At 68.7% G+C, this 16,135-nt stretch carries 17 protein-coding genes and 2 pseudogenes; 2 read left to right on the top strand and 17 right to left on the bottom strand.

Features of this window, described 5'->3' with window-relative positions:
* The 6 genes and pseudogenes from ccmI to ABE485_RS27210 all read right to left on the bottom strand — a co-directional run.
* Positions 1-617: c-type cytochrome biogenesis protein CcmI (gene ccmI, locus ABE485_RS27235; protein WP_346518371.1), on the bottom strand; the 617-nt coding region annotated here is incomplete at its 3' end.
* A complete protein-coding gene (locus ABE485_RS27230) occupies positions 614-1,078 on the bottom strand; it encodes a cytochrome c-type biogenesis protein (protein ID WP_346518370.1) in 465 nt (154 codons plus the stop codon). The genes ABE485_RS27230 and ccmI, both read right to left, overlap by 4 nt.
* Positions 1,075-1,596 (bottom strand): DsbE family thiol:disulfide interchange protein, encoded by a 522-nt coding sequence (locus ABE485_RS27225; protein ID WP_346518369.1) that lies wholly within the window; start codon positions 1,594-1,596, stop codon positions 1,075-1,077. Before ABE485_RS27225 ends, ABE485_RS27230 begins: the two co-directional genes overlap by 4 nt.
* Positions 1,596-3,611, bottom strand: a complete 2,016-nt coding sequence (locus ABE485_RS27220) for a heme lyase CcmF/NrfE family subunit (RefSeq protein WP_346518368.1) — start codon at positions 3,609-3,611, stop codon at positions 1,596-1,598. Before ABE485_RS27220 ends, ABE485_RS27225 begins: the two co-directional genes overlap by 1 nt.
* Positions 3,608-4,063 (bottom strand): cytochrome c maturation protein CcmE, encoded by a 456-nt coding sequence (gene ccmE, locus ABE485_RS27215; RefSeq protein ID WP_346518372.1) that lies wholly within the window; start codon positions 4,061-4,063, stop codon positions 3,608-3,610. Before ccmE ends, ABE485_RS27220 begins: the two co-directional genes overlap by 4 nt.
* Positions 4,060-4,179: pseudogene (locus tag ABE485_RS27210) on the bottom strand (heme exporter protein CcmD); the annotation flags it as partial. The gene ccmE and the pseudogene ABE485_RS27210, both read right to left, overlap by 4 nt.
* Here ABE485_RS27210 and ABE485_RS31265 point away from each other — a divergent pair.
* Positions 4,128-4,271, top strand: a pseudogene (locus tag ABE485_RS31265) (hypothetical protein); the annotation flags it as partial. The pseudogenes ABE485_RS27210 and ABE485_RS31265 sit on opposite strands and share 52 nt — an antisense overlap.
* On the opposite strand, the gene ccmC reads toward ABE485_RS31265, so the two are convergent.
* The 10 genes from ccmC to ABE485_RS27160 form a co-directional block, all read right to left on the bottom strand.
* Positions 4,218-5,042, bottom strand: a complete 825-nt coding sequence (gene ccmC / locus ABE485_RS27205) for a heme ABC transporter permease CcmC (protein WP_346518366.1) — start codon at positions 5,040-5,042, stop codon at positions 4,218-4,220. The pseudogene ABE485_RS31265 and the gene ccmC overlap by 54 nt on opposite strands.
* Before the next feature lie 10 nt (positions 5,043-5,052).
* The gene (ccmB, locus tag ABE485_RS27200; protein WP_346518365.1) at positions 5,053-5,718 is read right to left on the bottom strand and encodes a heme exporter protein CcmB; all 666 of its coding nucleotides are present in this window, start codon (positions 5,716-5,718) and stop codon (positions 5,053-5,055) included.
* Complete coding sequence (gene ccmA, locus ABE485_RS27195) at positions 5,684-6,367, bottom strand: heme ABC exporter ATP-binding protein CcmA (protein ID WP_346518364.1); 684 nt, start codon at positions 6,365-6,367, stop codon at positions 5,684-5,686. The genes ccmB and ccmA overlap by 35 nt, the downstream gene beginning before the upstream one ends.
* Complete coding sequence (locus tag ABE485_RS27190; protein WP_346518363.1) at positions 6,354-6,992, bottom strand: cytochrome c3 family protein; 639 nt, start codon at positions 6,990-6,992, stop codon at positions 6,354-6,356. Before ABE485_RS27190 ends, ccmA begins: the two co-directional genes overlap by 14 nt.
* A 15-nt stretch (positions 6,993-7,007) precedes the next feature.
* Positions 7,008-7,484 carry a nitrate reductase cytochrome c-type subunit gene (locus tag ABE485_RS27185; RefSeq protein WP_346518362.1) on the bottom strand — a complete coding sequence of 159 codons (477 nt, stop codon included), beginning with the start codon at positions 7,482-7,484 and terminating at the stop codon, positions 7,008-7,010.
* Between the two features lie 20 nt (positions 7,485-7,504).
* A complete protein-coding gene (gene napA / locus ABE485_RS27180; RefSeq protein WP_346518361.1) occupies positions 7,505-10,000 on the bottom strand; it encodes a periplasmic nitrate reductase subunit alpha in 2,496 nt (831 codons plus the stop codon).
* The gene (locus ABE485_RS27175) at positions 9,984-10,301 is read right to left on the bottom strand and encodes a chaperone NapD (protein ID WP_346518360.1); all 318 of its coding nucleotides are present in this window, start codon (positions 10,299-10,301) and stop codon (positions 9,984-9,986) included. The genes napA and ABE485_RS27175 overlap by 17 nt, the downstream gene beginning before the upstream one ends.
* 23 nt (positions 10,302-10,324) lie before the next feature.
* Positions 10,325-10,483, bottom strand: coding sequence for a periplasmic nitrate reductase, NapE protein (gene napE, locus ABE485_RS27170; protein ID WP_346518359.1), 159 nt, complete (start codon positions 10,481-10,483; stop codon positions 10,325-10,327).
* 253 nt (positions 10,484-10,736) lie between these two features.
* Positions 10,737-11,591, bottom strand: a complete 855-nt coding sequence (locus ABE485_RS27165) for a 3-keto-5-aminohexanoate cleavage protein (protein ID WP_346518358.1) — start codon at positions 11,589-11,591, stop codon at positions 10,737-10,739.
* Positions 11,588-12,550 carry a 3-hydroxyacyl-CoA dehydrogenase family protein gene (locus ABE485_RS27160; RefSeq protein ID WP_346518357.1) on the bottom strand — a complete coding sequence of 321 codons (963 nt, stop codon included), beginning with the start codon at positions 12,548-12,550 and terminating at the stop codon, positions 11,588-11,590. Before ABE485_RS27160 ends, ABE485_RS27165 begins: the two co-directional genes overlap by 4 nt.
* A gap of 122 nt (positions 12,551-12,672) precedes the next feature.
* On the opposite strand from ABE485_RS27160, the gene ABE485_RS27155 reads away from it, so the two are divergent.
* A complete protein-coding gene (locus ABE485_RS27155; protein ID WP_346518356.1) occupies positions 12,673-13,581 on the top strand; it encodes a LysR family transcriptional regulator in 909 nt (302 codons plus the stop codon).
* A 63-nt stretch (positions 13,582-13,644) separates the two neighbouring features.
* Here ABE485_RS27155 and ABE485_RS27150 read toward each other — a convergent pair whose 3' ends face one another.
* The gene (locus ABE485_RS27150) at positions 13,645-16,080 is read right to left on the bottom strand and encodes a TonB-dependent receptor (protein ID WP_346518355.1); all 2,436 of its coding nucleotides are present in this window, start codon (positions 16,078-16,080) and stop codon (positions 13,645-13,647) included.
* Positions 16,081-16,135: the final 55 nt, after the last annotated feature.

The following is a 16,135-nucleotide window of genomic DNA, read 5'->3' as shown; positions in this document are numbered from 1 at the left end:
GAAAGCAGCGCGTCGGCCAGATCGGCCAGCACGGCCGGCTGGCCGGGCACCAGCCGCAGCACCTGCTGGTAGGCGGCCACGGCGTCGTTGAAGCGCCCCAGCGTCTCAAAGGAGCGGGCCAGCATGTACCAGCCGTCGGCGTCGTCCGGCGCGGCGCGCAGGCGCTGCGCCAGCGCATTGACGGCCAGGGCCATGTCGTCGGCGGTGTCGGCGGCGTGCGGTTCGGGCGCCCGGGCCATGACCATGTCCGCGGCCGCGCGCGGATTGCCCAACTGGCCGTACAGCAGCACCGCGCCGACCGGAATCGCGACGCTGAGCAGGCACGCGGCGGCGATGCCGGCCCGCTGTCCGCCCAGGGGGGCGCCCCGGACGCGGCGCAGCGCCAGGTCCTGCAGCAGGTCGCGCTGCAATTCCTCTTCGGCGCGGGCATGCGCCTCGGCGTTCAGCGCGCCGCTATCGAGATCGCGCCGCAGCTGGTCGCGCTGCGCCAGGTAGAACGCGCGCACGCTGGCGTCGGACCCGCCTTCGGCGGCCGGCGCGCGGCGCAGCAGCGGTGGAATCAGGCAGAACAGGGTGGCCACCAGCAGGGCCACGACGGCAAGCCAGAGCGTGGTCATGGGCCGGAATCCAGAAAGCTGGCGGCGCGCGCGCGCTCGTCCGCGGTCAGCGGCGCACGGACGCCGGCGCGGCGCCTGAGCGTGCGCGCCAGCACCAGGAAGCCCAGCGCCAGCAAGGCGAACGGGCCCAGCCAGAGCAGCCAGGTGATGGGTTTGAAGGGCGGGTCGTAGCGCACGAAGTCGCCGTAGCGATCCTCGAAGAACTGCATGATCTGCGCATCGGTCTTGCCGTCGGCCAACTGGCCGCGGATCAGGTTGCGCATGTCCAGCGCGAGCGGCGCGTTGGATTCGGCCAGCGTCTGGTTCTGGCAGACCAGGCAGCGCAGCCCGTGGGCCAGCTTGTCGGCGCGCTGTTCCTGGGCCGCCGTCAACGGGATCTGCGGCGCGGGCTGGGCGTGGGCGGCCGCCAGCAGCATGGCGGCGAGCAGCAGGGCGAAGAGGGGCTTGGACAGCGCTTTCATTGCAGCGACTCGATGACGGGCTGCAGGCGGGTGCGCCAGAGCTCGGGCGTGATGAGGCCCAGATGCTTGTAGCGGATGCGTCCCGCTCCGTCGATCACGAAGGTCTCGGGCACCCCATAGACGCCGTATTCGATGCCGACCCGGCCATCGACGTCGCTGGCCGACGCGATGTAGGGATTGCCATTGCGCGCCAGCCAGTCGCGCGCGTCGTCGGGCTTGTCCTTGTAGTTCAGTCCGTAGAGCGCGATGCCGTGGCGCTGCGCCGCCTCGCGCAGCACCGGCAGCTCTTCCTTGCAGGGGCCGCACCAGGACGCCCACACGTTCAGCAGCCAGACCTTGCCGCGCAGGGACTCCACGTCCAGTTTTTGGTCCGGTTGCAGCAGGACGGGCAGGCCGATGGCGGGGGCGGGCTTGTCGATCATGGCCGAGGGCACCGCGCGCGGATCGCGCGACAGGCCCATGGCCAGGAACACGGCCATGGCCAGGAAGGCGGCAAGCGGCAGCAAGTAGCGCAGCATCAGTAGCCCTCCCGCGCGGCGGCGCCGGGGACGGCGGCGCGCGCATCCCGGGCCTGCTCCCTGGCCTGGGCTTCGCGCGCGCGCCGGTAGCGCCCGTCGCCGGCCGCCAGCAGGCCGCCCAGCGCCATCAGGATGCATCCCGTCCAGATCCACGTCATGAAGGGCTTGACCTGGATGCGCACCGTCCAGGCGTTGTCGCCCACGGGGTCGCCCAGCGCCACGAAGAGGTCGCGGGTAAAGCCGCTGTCGATGTCGGCCTGGCTCAGCGCCATGTCCTGCACGGTGTAGAGGCGCTTTTCCGGATACAGCGTCACCACCGGCTTGCCGTCGCGCACCACATGAAACACGGCGCGCTGCGCGCTGTAGTTGGGGCCGGTGGCGGGGCCCACGCCGGCAAAGGTGAACTGGTAGCCGCCGGCTTCGCGGGTGGCGCCCACGTCCAGCCGCAGTTCCTGCTTCACCTCGTAGCCGTTGGCCAGGGTGACGCCCGCGATGAAGACGCCAATGCCCGCATGCGCCAGCAGCATGCCGTACCAGGACCGGGGCTGGCGTCCCAGTCGTCGCAGCAACTGGCCGTCGCCGTCCGTCAGGCGTTGCCAGGCGTGCGCGGCGGCGCTGGCCACGGACCAGGCGGCCAGCCACAGACCCAGGATGATCATGGGCGACCCGAAGCGCGACGGGCCCGGCATCGCCAGCGGCGCAAGCACCGCGGTCAGCACGCTGACGGCGAAGGCGGCGCGCAGCCGCCGGCCCAGGTCGGGAATCTCGGCCTGCTTCCAGCGGGCCACCGGCCCGACGCCCATCAGGAAGATGGCGGGTGTCATCAAGGGCACGAACACGGCTTCGAAGTAGGGCGGTCCGATGGAGATCTTGCCCCACTCCAGCACGTCCAGCACGACGGGATACAGCGTGCCCAGCAGCACCGAGCCCGCCGCGACGGTCAGCACCACGTTGTTCGACAGCAGCAGCGATTCGCGCGACAGCAGCGAGAAGCCGCCGCCCAGTCCGACCGTGGGCGCGCGCCAGGCATACAGGGTCAGCGATCCGCCCACGATCAGCGTCATGAAGGCCAGGATGTACAGGCCGCGGCCCGGGTCCACGGCAAAGGCGTGCACCGAGGTCAGCACGCCGGAGCGAACCAGGAAGGTGCCCAGGATGCTGAGCGAAAACGTGCAGATCGCCAGCAGCACGGTCCAGCTGCGGAACGCGCCGCGCCGCTCGGTGACGATGAGCGAATGGATCAGCGCGGTGCCCGCCAGCCAGGGCATGAACGAGGCGTTCTCCACCGGGTCCCAGAACCACCAGCCGCCCCAGCCCAGCACGTAGTAGGCCCAGGCGCTGCCCAGCAGGATGCCGATGGTCAGGAAGGTCCACGCGGCCAGCGTCCAGGGCCGGACCCAGCGCGCCCACAGCGCGTCCAGTTCGCCCGACAGCAGTGCGGCGATGGCAAAGGCGAACGCCACCGAAAATCCCACGTAGCCCATGTACAGCATGGGCGGATGCACGATCATGCCCGGATCCTGGAGCAGCGGATTCAGGTCGCGTCCGGCCATGGCCGGGGGAACCAGGCGTTCGAAGGGGTTCGACAGGAACAGCATGAACAGCAGGAAGCCCACGCTGATCCAGCCCATCACCGCCAGCACGCGGCCCACGAACGGCAGCGGCAGGCTCCGGCTGCACAGGGCCACGGCCAGAGTCCAGGCCGTCAGCAGGTACAGCCAGAGCAGCAGGGACCCTTCGTGCCCGCCCCAGACCGCCGCGAAGCGATAGGCAGCCGGCAGGTCCGCATGCGAATTGGCCGCCACGTACAGCACCGAAAAGTCGTTGTCCACGAACGACCACGCCAGGCAGGCGAAGGCCACGGTGGTCAGGCCGAACTGGCCGATGGCGGCAGGACGCGCCACGCGCAGTCCCGCCTGCCAGCCGGTGGCCGCGCCGATCAGCGGCAGGATGCCTTGCGACAGCGCCACCAGCAGCGCCAGGATCAGGCTGAAAAGGCCTATTTCCGGAATCATCGGGTCTCCACCTTCAAGGTCGCGGCCGCGGCTTCGGCGCGCTTGACGGCGTCCGCCGCCTCGGGCGGCATGTAGTTTTCGTCGTGCTTGGCCAGCACCTCGGTGGCCCGGAACACGCCGTCCGCGCCCATCTTGCCGGCCACGACCACGCCCTTGCCTTCGCGGAACAGGTCGGGCAGCAGGCCCTGGTAGGTCACCGGCACCACGTGGGCGGTGTCGGTGACGGCAAAGCGCAGCGTCAGGCCATCGGCCTCGCGCCGCAGCGAACCCTGTTCGACCAGGCCGCCCACGCGGTAGCTGCCGCTTGAAGGGGCTTCGCGGGCCGCGACCTGGGTCGGGCTGAAGAAGAACACCAGATTCGACTGCAGCGCGTTGAGCACCAGCGCGGCGGCCAGCGCCAGCAGCGAAAGGCCGCCCACGATCGCGAGCGCGCGGCGCTTGCGCGGGCTCAGGGCCGCCTCCGCGCGGCGGGGGGCGGAGCCGTGCCGCGGCGGCGCGTGCGCCGCCATAGCGCGAATACCTCCAGTCCCATCAGCGCCAGCGTCACGCCGTAGGCGCCCAGGAGGTAGGGGCCATGGCCTTGCAGCGAGAACAGGGTGTCCCAGCTCATCGCGCGTCCTCCCGCGCGCCCGTCTGCACGGCGCCCGCTTGCACGGCGCCCGCTTGCACGGCGCCCGTCTGCACGGCGCCCGGCTCCCGCTCCGCGATGATGCCTCGCACGCGCGCCAGCGCGACGGCCGCGCTGTACAGCCAGAACGCGGCCACCATCAGCAGCATGGCGGTCACCATGATGTGCGCCATGCTGGGCGCGGTGGTGAGGTTGATCGACGCGCCCTGGTGCAGGGTGCTCCACCATTGCACCGAGAAATAGATGATGGGCACGTTGACGACGCCGGCCAGCAGCAGGATCGCGCCGCCCCGGTCCGCCCGCTGCGTGTCGTCGGTGGCGGCCTGCAGGGCCATGAAGCCCAGATACAGGAACAGCAGGATCAGTTCGGACGTGAGCCTCGCGTCCCAGACCCACCAGGTGCCCCAGGTCGGCTTGCCCCACAGCGCGCCGGTCCACAGGGTCAGGAAGGTGAAGAGCGCGCCGGTGGGCGCCAGCGCGCGCATCATCATGAACGACAGACGTGTGTTGAGGATCAGTCCCAGCGCGGCATAACCCGCCATCACCAGGTACAGGAACATCGACATCCAGGCCGCGGCCACGTGGATGAAGAGGATCCGATAGACCTCTCCCTGCTGGCTGTCGATGGGCGCCACGACCAGGCCCGTGTACAGGCCGGCGCATGCGAAGAGCGCCGCGCCCAGCGCCAGGAACGGAATCATGCGGCCGGCCAGCGGATAGAACTGCGCGGGCGACGCGTAGCGCAGCCAACCCGATCGTTGCGGGGCGGCGCGGCGGGAATCGAGGGCGGATTGGTTTTGCATCTTGGCTGCCTCAGTCCAACGCCACGCGCAGCGCCGCCGAGGCGCTCCAGGGGCAGAGCAGGATGGCCAGGCACAGGCAGGCGCCCAGCAGGGAGAGCTGCGGCCCGGCGCCCAGGCCGGCGTGCGTGGCGGACACCGCGCCCGCGCCGAAGATCAGCACGGGCACATACAGCGGCAGCACCAGCAGCGGCAGCAGCGCGCCGCCGCGCAGGCCCAGCGTCAGCGCCGCGCCCAGTCCGCCCACCAGCGCCAGCGTGGGCGTGCCCAGCAGCAGGGACAACGCCAGGATGCCGATCGCATGGGGCGACAGGCCGAACTGCAGGGCCAGCACCGGGCTGGCCAGGATCAGCGGCAGGCAGGTGCTGAACCAGTGCGCCGCCAGCTTCACGCCCACCAGCAGGGGCAGCGGATGCGGGGACACCAGCAGCTGTTCGAGCGCGCCGTTGTCGTAGTCCTGCGCAAAGGGACGATGCAGGCTCAGCAGGATGCCCAGCAGGGCGCACACCCACAGCACGCCCGGCCCGATCGCCAGGAGCAGCACGGGGTCCGGCCCGACCGCCAGCGGGAACAGCGAACCCGCGACGATGAAGAACAACGTGGCGCCCAGCGTGTCCGCCGGTCGCCTCCAGGCCAGCCGGACCTCACGCAGCGCCAACTGAGACAGCGTAGCCAGCATCCGCGTAGTCATCCATGTTCAGGGTTTGGGTGTGGGCGGCGGGCGTGCCCGGCAGCCGGTGCGAGGCGACAACGGCGGCGCCGCCCGCGGCCAGGTGCGCCTCGAGCGCCTGGCGCAACTGGTCCAGGCTGGCCGAGTCCAGGCCGGCGTCGGGTTCGTCCAGCAGCCACAGCGGCTTGGCGCCCAGCACCACGGCGGCCAGCGCCAGCCGGCGGCTCTGGCCCTGCGACAGGCGCGCGGCCGGCGTGTGCAGGCACCCGCCCAGGCGCCAGGTCCGCAGGCAGTCCGCGATGGCGTCGTCGGCCTGCGGCGTGCCGGCCACGTGCAGCGCGCAGCGCAGGTTCTCCAGCGCGCTCAGCTCGCCGCACAGGCCATTGCCGTGCCCCAGGTACGCGGTGCGCGCGAAATGCGCGGCCGGGTCGCACCGGATGTCGCCGCCCTGGCGATGCACGGCGCCGCACAGCGGCCGCAGCAGGCCGGCCAGCATGCGCAGCAGGCTGGTCTTGCCGCTGCCGTTGGCGCCCTGCACATGCAGGAGTTGCCCCGCGTGCAACTCGAAATCCACGGGGCCGGGGCCATCGGGCCCGCCGCGCCGGCTGGCGAGCCCGTGCGCGCTCAGCACGGGCGCCGGCGCGTCAGCGGGCCGCATTCGCCACCCCTTGGGACGCCCTGGCCGGCGGCGTCGCATCGGAGGTCTGGCCAGGCGGAATGTGCGGCAGCGTGTGGGCGATGCCCTTGTGGCAGTCGATGCAGGTCTTGGTCCTGTCGACGAGGTAGGTCGAATGCATGTTCTGCGCGCGCACGCTCTGGCGCGTGAAGTCCATGTACTGGTAGTTGTGGCAGTTGCGGCATTCCAGCGAGTCGTTGGCCTTGAAGCGCGCCCACTCGTGCTGCGCCAGCTCAAGCCGCTTGTCGACGAATTTCTCGCGGGTGTTGATGGTGCCGAAGATCTTGCCCCAGACTTCCTTGGACGCCTGCATCTTGCGGGCGATCTTGTCGGTCCAGTTGTGGGGGACGTGGCAGTCCGAGCACAGCGCGCGCACCCCCGAGCGGTTGGTGAAGTGGATCGTGCCCTTCAGTTCGGAATAGACGTTGTCGCGCATTTCGTGGCAGCCGGTGCAGAACTGCTCGGTGTTGGTCAGTTCCATGGCCGTGTTGAACGCGCCCCAGAACAGGATGCCGCCCACGAACCCGCCGACCGTCAGGAAGCCCAGGCTGAAATGCACGCTGGGCCTGCGGATGATGTCCCAATAACGCTTCAGGAGTTTACGCATGGGTAGGCATCCTCTTCAGCGCTTTTCCGCGGGAGTCGCCGTCAGCCGCTTCAGGATGGTGTCGATATCCTGGAAGTTGTTCGGCACCAGCGGCTTGGCCTCGGTCTGCGTGACGTGGCACTGCAGACAGAAGTAGCGGCGCGGGGATATTTCGGCCAGCACGTTGCTGTCGCGGTCCATGTAGTGCGTCACGCTCAGGGGGACGGCCTGCGTCTGCTCGGTATTGACGCGCGCGTGGCAGGCCAGGCAGCGGTTGAAGTTCTTGTCGATCTGGTAGCCGTCGATCTTGTGCGGAATGGTCGGCGGTTGCATCGAATAGGTGCGCATGCGCCGGACGTCCCGGTTTTCGACGGGGCTCATCAGGGGCGGCGTGATGGATTCGGTCAGGGGCGTGGGGCCGCGCAGGGGATCCACCATCGGGTCGGGCGGCGCCGCCTTTGCGGCTGCGCCCAGCAGGAAGACCATTGCGATCGCAGTAGCGCGAATTTTCATGTGAGTCTCCGTCGGGCCCGTCAAGCCTTGGTGATCTTGACCGCGCACTTCTTGAAGTCGGTCTGGAAGGAGATCGGGTCGGTGGCGTCGAGCGTGACTTTGTTGATCAGCTGTCCGGCGTCGAACCAGGGCACGAACACCAGGCCGCGCGGCGGCTTGTTGCGCCCGCGCGTTTCCAGGCGCGTCTGCATCTTGCCGCGGCGCGAGGCGATCTCCACCAGCGAGCCGCGCCGCAGGCCCATGGCCTGGGCGTCGTCAGGGTGCATGAAACAGACCGCGTCGGGGAAGGCCCGGTAAAGCTCGGGCACGCGCCGGGTCATCGATCCCGAGTGCCAGTGCTCCAGGATGCGCCCGGTGGACAGCCAGAAGGGATATTCCGAATCCGGCGACTCGGGCGGCGGCTCGTAGGGCAGGGCATAGATGTTCGCCTTGCCGTCCGGATTGCCGTAGAAATTGAAGCCCGAACCCACGCGCACGTAGGGGTCCGCCTTTTCGCGGTAGCGCCAGCGCGTCTCCACCCCGTCCACGACGGGCCAGCGCAGGCCGCGCACCTCGTGATAGGTATCGAAAGGCGCCAGGTCATGGCCATGGCCGCGGCCGAATTCGGCATATTCCTCGAACAGGCCCTTCTGCGCATAGAAGCCGAACGCCTTGGCTTCGGCGTTGGCGTAATCGGGGTTCAGGTCCGTATTCGGGAATTTGTTCACCTTGCCGTTTTCGAACAGCACCTGGAACAGGGTCTTGCCCCGCAGTTCCGGCTTCTTGGCCAGCAGGTCGGCGGGCCAGACTTCGTCGGTGGTGAAGCGCTTGGAAAACTCCATCAGCTGCCACAGGTCCGAGCGCGCGCCGCTCGGGGCGTCGACCAGCTGGTGCCAGAATTGCGTGCGGCGTTCGGCGTTGCCGTAGGCGCCTTCCTTTTCGACCCACATGGCGGTGGGCAGCACCAGATCCGCGGAAATGGTCGTCACGGTGGGATAGGCGTCGGACACGACGATGAAGTTCGCCGGATTGCGATAGCCCGGATAGCCTTCATTCAACATGTTGGCGGCCGCCTGCATGTTGTTGTTGACCATCACCCAGTAGGCGTTGATGGTGCCGTCCTTGAGCATCCGGTTCTGCAGCACCGCGTGCGCGCCCACTTTTTCCGGGACGGTGCCGTCGGGCACGCCCCAGATGGCTTCGGCGCGGGCCCGGTGCTCGGGGTTGGTCACGACCAGGTCGGCGGGCAGGCGGTGCGCGAACGTGCCGACCTCGCGCGCGGTGCCACAGGCGGACGGCTGGCCCGTCAGCGAAAACGGGCTGTTGCCCGGGGTGGAGATCTTGCCGGTCAGCAAGTGGATGTTGTAGACGAGGTTGTTGGCCCACACGCCGCGCGTGTGCTGGTTGAACCCCATCGTCCACAGCGACATGACGCGGATCTTCGGGTCGGCGTACAGCTCGGCCAGCGCTTCCAGGTTCCGGGCGGGCACGCCGGTCAGCTTGGCGGTGTATTCCAGGTCGTACTTGGAGACGAACTTCGCGAAGTCCTCGAAGGTCATCGGCTTGGCGCCGCCCGCGTTGTTGGCGTTCTTCGCGGCCTTCTGCAGGGGGTGTTCCGGACGCAGGCCATAGCCGATGTCGGTATTGCCTTCCAGGAACTTGGTGTGCTTGTCGATGAAGTCGCGGTTATAGCGCTTGGTCTTGATGATGTGATTGGCGATGTAGTTCAGGATCGCCAGATCGGTCTGCGGCTCGAAGGTGAGGGACAGGTCGGCCAGTTCATACGAGCGGTTCTCGAAGGTGGAAAGCACGACCACCTTGGTGCCGGATTTGCTCAGGCGCCGGTCGGTGATCCGGGTCCAGAGGATGGGGTGCATTTCCGCCATGTTCGCGCCCCACAGCACGAACGCGTCGGCGCTTTCGATGTCGTCATAGCAGCCCATGGGCTCGTCCGCGCCGAAGGTGCGGATGAAACCTACCGCCGCCGATGCCATGCAATGGCGCGCATTGGGGTCCAGGTTGTTGCTGCGGAACCCGGCCTTCATCAGCTTCAGGGCGGCGTAGCCTTCCCAGATGGTCCATTGGCCGGAACCGAACATGCCCACGGCCGTCGGGCCCTTGTCCTTGAGCACGCGCTTGAATTGTTCGGCCATGACGTCGAACGCCTGGTCCCAGGAGACCGGCGCCAGTTCGCCGTCCTTGGCGTATTTGCCGTCCTTCATGCGCAGCAGCGGGCTGGTCAGCCTGTCGTTGCCGTACATGATCTTCGACAGGAAGTAGCCCTTGACGCAGTTGAGGCCGCGGTTGACCTCGGCGTTGAAATCGCCATGCGTGGCGACGACCTGGTTGTCCTTCACGGCGACGTTCACGCCGCAGCCGGTCCCGCAGAACCTACAGGGCGCCTTGGACCATTTCAGCTTGGCGGCCTCGGAGTCCGTCACGATGTTCTGCGTGTAGCCGACGATGGGGATGCCCGCCACGGTGGCGGCGGCGGCAGCGGCGGATTGCTTGATGAACTCTCTACGAGCCATGGACATCGTCAATCTCCTCGTTCATCGCGGCAAGCGTGTCGGAATGCTGGTAGACCAGCGCCGACGCCAGCACGCCATCCAGGCGCTGGATCTCGGAGATCTGCGCCATCATGTCTTGGGTGGAGGGGGCTTCCAGGGTGACCACCAGCTTGCCGGTGTCGGAGGCGCCGTGGATTTCGGCGCCGGCGATCGCAAGAATGGCCAGGCGGATATCGGCCAGGCGCCGTGGCGTGCAATGCACCACCATGCTGGCGATGTGCAATTCGGCGGGCGCGGCGGGAGCCGTCAAGGGGGGGAGCGCGGACATGGAAGGGGTTCCGTCGCGTCGCGTCAGCTGCCCGGAGGGCCGGCGATCAGCTGATAGAACCAGACCGCGAATCCATAGCCCGCCACGATGATGACGGTGAGGACGGGGGCCATGACTGCCGTCAGGAACAGGAAACTTCGCAGCTCCTGAGCCTTTGTATAGCCATCAGACTCGTTTTGCACACACCACCTCGCTGCAGAGACGTTGGGGTATTGCGTTGAACGTGCAGATGCCAAAGTTTGTAGCAGATGGCTTTGCGCTGCGTCAATGTTGCAACACAGCGAAACAAAGCAGCGGGAGCGCTATATAAAGCGTTGCCTGACGCTTCTGCGCTCCGTCGCGCGCAGAAGCGTCAGGCGGGATCGGCCGATCGTATGCTGTCCCGCCGATACGCCGGCGCGTGTTGTCACGCCGACGCATATCCGGGAGGGCACGCTAGGCGATCGCTCCATAAATGCGGCGCGCATCCGCGGCCGTGGCGAGCGGTCTGCCCAGCGCCTGCGCGCCCTGCGCGGCCTGGCGCACCAGCGCGGCGTTGTTGGGGGCGATCGTGCCGTCGCGCAGCTTCAGGTTGTTCTCGAACCCCACGCGCATGTGGCCGCCGAAGGCCGCGGCGGTGGTGACGCAGGCGTTTTCCTCGGGGCCGAAGGCGCAGATGGCCCAGGGCAGAGAATGGTCATACGCCGCCAGGAAGGGCAGCAGGTCGTTGGCCGACGAGGTCTGGCCCGCGCTGTAGCGGCCCAGCACGAACAGCACCGACCAGGCGCCGGGCGGCACCAGTCCGCGCGCGCGCAGCGACAGCCAGCGGCGCACGTCGGCGTCGTCGTACAGGATAATCTGCGTCATGATGCGCCGCTCGGCCAGCCAGGCCAGGAAAGCGGCCAGTTCGGCTTCCGGGATGTCGGGCACGGCGATTTCGCGCAGGCCGATGGACACGGCTTCGGGCTGCAGTTCGCGCACCATCGCGATCTGTTCGGCGGCCTTGTAGACGCCGGCGGCCTCGCTGGTCACCTGCACCAGCAGTTCGTCGCCGACTTCGCGGTGCACCGCGGCCAGCGCATCGCGGTAGGCCTGCGCGTCCAGCAGGTGGCTGCCGTCCGGCTTGCGCACGTGCATGTGCATCATGCCGGCGCCGGCCTCCAGGCATAGCCGCGCCTCGCGCGCCAGGTCCGCGGCGGTGAGCGGCACGGCCGGATGGTCGGCGGCCTTCTTGTAGGCGCCGTTGGGCGCCACGGTGATGATGACGGGGGATTCGGCCAGCGCGGCGCGCGGCAGGGCGGGGGCGTTCAAGGCTGGATCTCCGGCAGTTCGGGGGCGATCAGGTCCAGGCCGGCGCGCAGCAGCCTGTCGTAGCGCGCGCGTTCGGCCGCGATGGTCTCGGGCGTCCAGGCGTAGAAGCCTTCGCCCGCCTTCATGCCATGGCGGCCGTCGGCGGCGCGCTCGGTCAGGCAGCGCGCCGGGTGGTCGGCGTTGCAGAAGGTCGGGTACATGGTGGCGCCCGCCGCGGCATGGACATCGATGCCGGCGTGGTCGCGCTGCATGACCGGGCCGGCGGCCAGGAAGCGGAAGCCGAAGCCGAAGCGCACGGCCGCGTCCACGTCTTCCGGGGACGCGATGCCGCGGTCGATCAGGTCGAAGGCTTCGCGCGACAGCGCGTGCTGCAGGCGGTTGGCCAAAAAGCCCGGCAGATCCTGCTTGACCTTGACCGGCACGCTGCCGCAGCGCCGCATGAAGGCGATCAGGCTGTCGGCGCAGGCGTCGTCGCTGGCCTCGCCCAGCACCACTTCCACCAGCGGCACCAGGTGCGCGGGCATGAAGAAGTGCAGGCCCAGCATGCGGCCGCGGGTGTCCAGGCCCTGGCTGATCGCGCTGATCGGAAAGCTCGAGCTGTTGCTGGCCAGGATGGCGTCCGGCCGGGCGCGCCGCGCCAGGTCCGCAAACAGCGCCTGCTTGATGTCCAGGCGCTCGGGGATGCATTCGATCACCAGGTTGACGCCGGACCAGTCCACTTCGTCCAGCGACTGCGCCGTGGCGAGGAGCGCGGCGTTTGCTTCGCGCCCGATGGTCTTCAGGTTTTCCGCGACGCGGGCGGGCAGGCCCGCCGCGCGTTCGGCATTCGATTCGATCACCGTCGTGCGGCAGGCCGCGCGGGTCAACACCACGGCGACATCGGCGCCCATCGTGCCGCCGCCCACCACCACCGCATGCGCCGCGCCCGGGTTGGGCAGCGCTTTTGCGTCCGTCTGCATGGTTTTCTCCTAGATTCTGAAACTACGCTGGGGGCGAGTGTAGAGAAGGGCGGTTGATTGATGAATCAGAATTTTTGGATAGAATGATCTGCAAATCAGATCAATATGGTCGGGGACAAACCATGCAGATCAATCTGTCGATGCGCGACATCGACACCACCCTGGTGCTGGGCCGTACCCTGAATTTCCGCCAGGCGGCCGCACAGCTGCACTTGTCGCAATCCGCGCTGTCGACCCAGATCCAGCGCATCGAGGACGCGCTGGGCGTGCGGCTGTTCGATCGCACCACGCGCACGGTGCGCCTGACCGCGGCCGGCGAGGTCTTCCTGCAGCAGGCGGCGACGTTGCAGGCGGCGTTCCGCGACGCCATCGCCGCGGTGGGCGGCATCTCCAGCGCGGAGCAGGGCCAGGTGTCGGTCGCGGCGCTGCCGTCGCTGGCCGCCCGCCTGCTGCCGCGCGTGCTGATGGCCTACCGCCAGTCGCATCCCCAGGTCGCGCTGAAAGTGCGCGACACGCTGTCGGGCCCGGCCTTTGACCTGGTGCGGGCGGGCGAGGTGGACTTCGCGCTGACGGCCGCCGATCCCCAGCACGCCGACCTGCACTATGTGCCGCTGATGTCCGACAGCTTCATCCTGCTGATTCCCGAGGCCCACCCGCTCGCCCGCGCGAAGGGGCCGCTGCGCTGGGCCGATACGGCGTCGGCGGAGCACGTGTCCATGGTGCATCCCAGCAGCGTGCGCCAATACACGGAATGGGCGTTCCTGCAGAACCGGATCCGCTTCACGCCGGCGTTCGAGGCCGAACACCTGACGACCATCGTGGCGATGGTGGAATGCGGCTTCGGGGTGGCTGCTCTGCCGGAGATCGCGGCCAGCGCGGTGGCGCAGAACGGCATCGTGCAGCGGCCGCTGACGGGGCCGGTGGCAGAGCGCTCGATCGGCCTGGTGACCGCGCGCAACCGCAGCCTGTCGCCGGCGGCGATGGCCCTGGTGCAGACCTTGAGGGAATACCTGGCGGCCCAGGCGCGGTGAGGGGATGCCAGCCCGCCCGGTTGCCGGGCGGGCCGTGGGCGGCGGGCGCAGGCCCGGCCGCGGTCAGAAGTCGATCTGCGCGGACAGCAGGAACGTGCGCGGCGCGTTGACCGTGGCGTAGGAGCCGCTGGCCAGCCAGGCGTTCTTGTTGAACAGGTTCTCGATGTTGGCGCGGAACACCACCGCGCGGCCCAGGATCTCGGTGTTGTAGCGCGCGCCGATGTCGTAGCGCGTCCACGAGGGCAGCGTCAGGGTGTTGGCGGCGTTGAAGTACATCGACGACGTGTGGATCACGCGGGCGTTCAGGCTCAGGCCGCGCACCCACGGCGTATCCCAGTCCACTCCCAGGTTGAAGGTGTTCTTCGGCACGCCGTTGGCGTCGTTGCCGTCGTTCACCCCGCCCGCGGTGCGCTTGAGCGTGGCGTCATAGAACGTGGCGCTGGCCATCATGCGCAGGCCGGGCATGGCTTCGCCGAAGGCCGACAGTTCCAGGCCGCGGTTGCGCTGTTCGCCGTCGAAGCTGTAGATCCGCGTGTCGGGATCGGTCATCGAGTTGGGCCGCGTGATCTGGAACACCGAGGCGCTGGTGATCACCTTGCCCCAGTCGACCTTGACGCCCGCTTCGTACTGCTTGGACTTGTAGGGCGCGAAGACCTGGCCGGCGTTGGCGGCCGTGGCCGGCGCGATGCCGCCGCGGGTCAGGCCCGACGTGAAGTTGCCGTACAGCGACACGTTGGAAATGGGCTTGAAGACGATGCCCGCGACCGGCGAGATCGCGCTTTCGTCATAGGAGTTGGTGCGTGCGCCGGTGGTGGTGGAGTAGTTGTCCAGGGCCACGCGCTGGTTGCGCAGGCCGCCCGTGATCATCAGCGTGTCGTCGGCGAACGACAGCGTGTCGGTCAGCGTGTAGCTGGTCAGTTCCGTTTTCGACGCCTTCTGCGGCGCGCCGCGGTAAGCGGTGACCGGGGGCAGCGGCGCGGGCCGGTAGATGCTGGACGGGACCCCGGGCCCCGTGGACGTCACGTAGGCGTTGCCGGACTCCTGGTCCAGGCGCGTGGCCGACAGGGTCAGGGTGTGGGCGACCCCCCAGGTGTCGAACTTGGCGCGCAGGCCCACGTCGCCCGTCCAGGTGCGCGAGTACGAGTCGTAATAGGCGTTGGACACCGTGAAATTGCCCAGCGCGTCGGCGGGACCGGACGGGAAGGTCTGCTCGGCGGTGCCGTAGCGGTAGCCAGTGGCGCCATAGACCATCAGGTGGTCGCTGATGTCGTACTCGAGGCGGGTGGCCACGGCCGAATCGTTCAGCTTGAGCTTGGTGCCCGGGTAGAAATTGCGGTGGCCCGACGGCGGCGACGGCAGCGACGTCACGTTCGACTGAAAGCCGATCTGGGGGCGGAAGTTGTCGATGTCTTCGTGCTGGGTGTAGGCGTCCAGGGACCAGCGCAGCTTCGTCCCGCGGTAGTCCAGCGCCAGCGCGCCGACGCCTTGTTCCTGCTTGCCGTCGTCGATGTTGGTGTGGCCGTTGTTGTAGACGCCGTTGACGCGGATGCCCCACTCATTGTTCTCGCCGAAGCGCCGGCCCATGTCGAGCTGGCCGCCCAGTTGCGACTTGCTCTGGTAGGTGGTGGTCAGGCGCGTCAGCGGCTCGTCGCCTGCGCGCTTGGTGACGATGTTGATGCCGCCGCCGATGCTGCCGCTGGGGCCGATGCCGTTCATCAGCGTGCCCGGGCCCTTCAGGACTTCGACGCGCTCCATCATGGCGGCGGGCATGCGGCTGGCGGACGCCAGGCCGTACAGGCCGTTCAGGCCCACGTCGCCCGCGGCCACGGAATAGCCGCGGATCTGGAATTCATCGGAAAAGCCGCCGGTGGACGTCGTGGTGCGCACCGAGGATTCGTTGATGACAATGTCGGCAAGCGTGCGGGCCTGCTGGTTCTCGATCATCTGCGACGTGTAGTTGGTGGTGCTGAACGGCACGTCCATGACGTCGCCCGTGCCCAAAACGCCCAGGCCGCCGCCGCGCGCCACCTGGCCGCCCGCGAAGGGGGCCGGCAGGTTGGGATCGGCGGCCGATGCGGTCACCGTCACGGCGGGCAGCTGCGTGGTCGCGATGCCGGCGCCCGCGGGGCGGTCCAGCACATAGCTGCCGTTGGATTGGGGCAGGACCCGGATGCCGGTGCCGGCCAGCAGGGCGTCCAGCCCGCCGCGCACGCCGTAGTTGCCGCGCAGGCCGTTGCTTTGCAGGCCGGCGGTCACTTCGGGCTTGAACGACAGCACGATGCCCGCTTCGCGACCGTAGCGGCCCAGCGTGTCCTCGAGCGTTCCCGCGGGAATGTCGAAGCTGCGCGTGGCGGCGGCCTGCGCGTGGGCGGCGACCGGGACGGCCAGGACAGGGGCCGCGAGCAGGGCGCCGGCGGCGATGCGTCCGGCCAGGCGCGCCGTGGTTGCGCGCCGCAGGAAGTTGGGGGACTGGCGCTTGGGCGCCCGGGCGTGAGTCATGTGCTGGCCTTCAAGGGATAGTGAGGTTTCTGTGTTCTCACCAGCCATGACCCGC

It is taken from the genome of Achromobacter spanius, from assembly GCF_039673305.1.
GTDB classification, from domain to species: Bacteria; Pseudomonadota; Gammaproteobacteria; order Burkholderiales; family Burkholderiaceae_B; genus Achromobacter; species Achromobacter spanius_F.
The sequence above is the reverse complement of the archived record's forward strand: the minus strand, read 5'-3'. Positions and strand labels throughout refer to the sequence as shown.

Excerpts from the sequence above, each read along its gene's own strand:
- ABE485_RS27230 (WP_346518370.1), bottom strand. The coding sequence starts at position 1,078 with ATGAAAGCGCTGTCCAAGCCCCTCTTCGCCCTGCTGCTCGCCGCCATG.
- ABE485_RS27225 (WP_346518369.1), bottom strand. The coding sequence starts at position 1,596 with ATGCTGCGCTACTTGCTGCCGCTTGCCGCCTTCCTGGCCATGGCCGTG.
- ABE485_RS27220 (WP_346518368.1), bottom strand. The coding sequence starts at position 3,611 with ATGATTCCGGAAATAGGCCTTTTCAGCCTGATCCTGGCGCTGCTGGTG.
- ccmC (WP_346518366.1), bottom strand. The coding sequence starts at position 5,042 with ATGCAAAACCAATCCGCCCTCGATTCCCGCCGCGCCGCCCCGCAACGA.
- ccmB (WP_346518365.1), bottom strand. The coding sequence starts at position 5,718 with ATGCTGGCTACGCTGTCTCAGTTGGCGCTGCGTGAGGTCCGGCTGGCC.
- ccmA (WP_346518364.1), bottom strand. The coding sequence starts at position 6,367 with ATGCGGCCCGCTGACGCGCCGGCGCCCGTGCTGAGCGCGCACGGGCTC.
- ABE485_RS27190 (WP_346518363.1), bottom strand. The coding sequence starts at position 6,992 with ATGCGTAAACTCCTGAAGCGTTATTGGGACATCATCCGCAGGCCCAGC.
- ABE485_RS27185 (WP_346518362.1), bottom strand. The coding sequence starts at position 7,484 with ATGAAAATTCGCGCTACTGCGATCGCAATGGTCTTCCTGCTGGGCGCA.
- napA (WP_346518361.1), bottom strand. The coding sequence starts at position 10,000 with ATGTCCATGGCTCGTAGAGAGTTCATCAAGCAATCCGCCGCTGCCGCC.
- ABE485_RS27175 (WP_346518360.1), bottom strand. The coding sequence starts at position 10,301 with ATGTCCGCGCTCCCCCCCTTGACGGCTCCCGCCGCGCCCGCCGAATTG.
- ABE485_RS27160 (WP_346518357.1), bottom strand. The coding sequence starts at position 12,550 with ATGCAGACGGACGCAAAAGCGCTGCCCAACCCGGGCGCGGCGCATGCG.
- ABE485_RS27155 (WP_346518356.1), top strand. The coding sequence starts at position 12,673 with ATGCAGATCAATCTGTCGATGCGCGACATCGACACCACCCTGGTGCTG.
- ABE485_RS27150 (WP_346518355.1), bottom strand. The coding sequence starts at position 16,080 with ATGACTCACGCCCGGGCGCCCAAGCGCCAGTCCCCCAACTTCCTGCGG.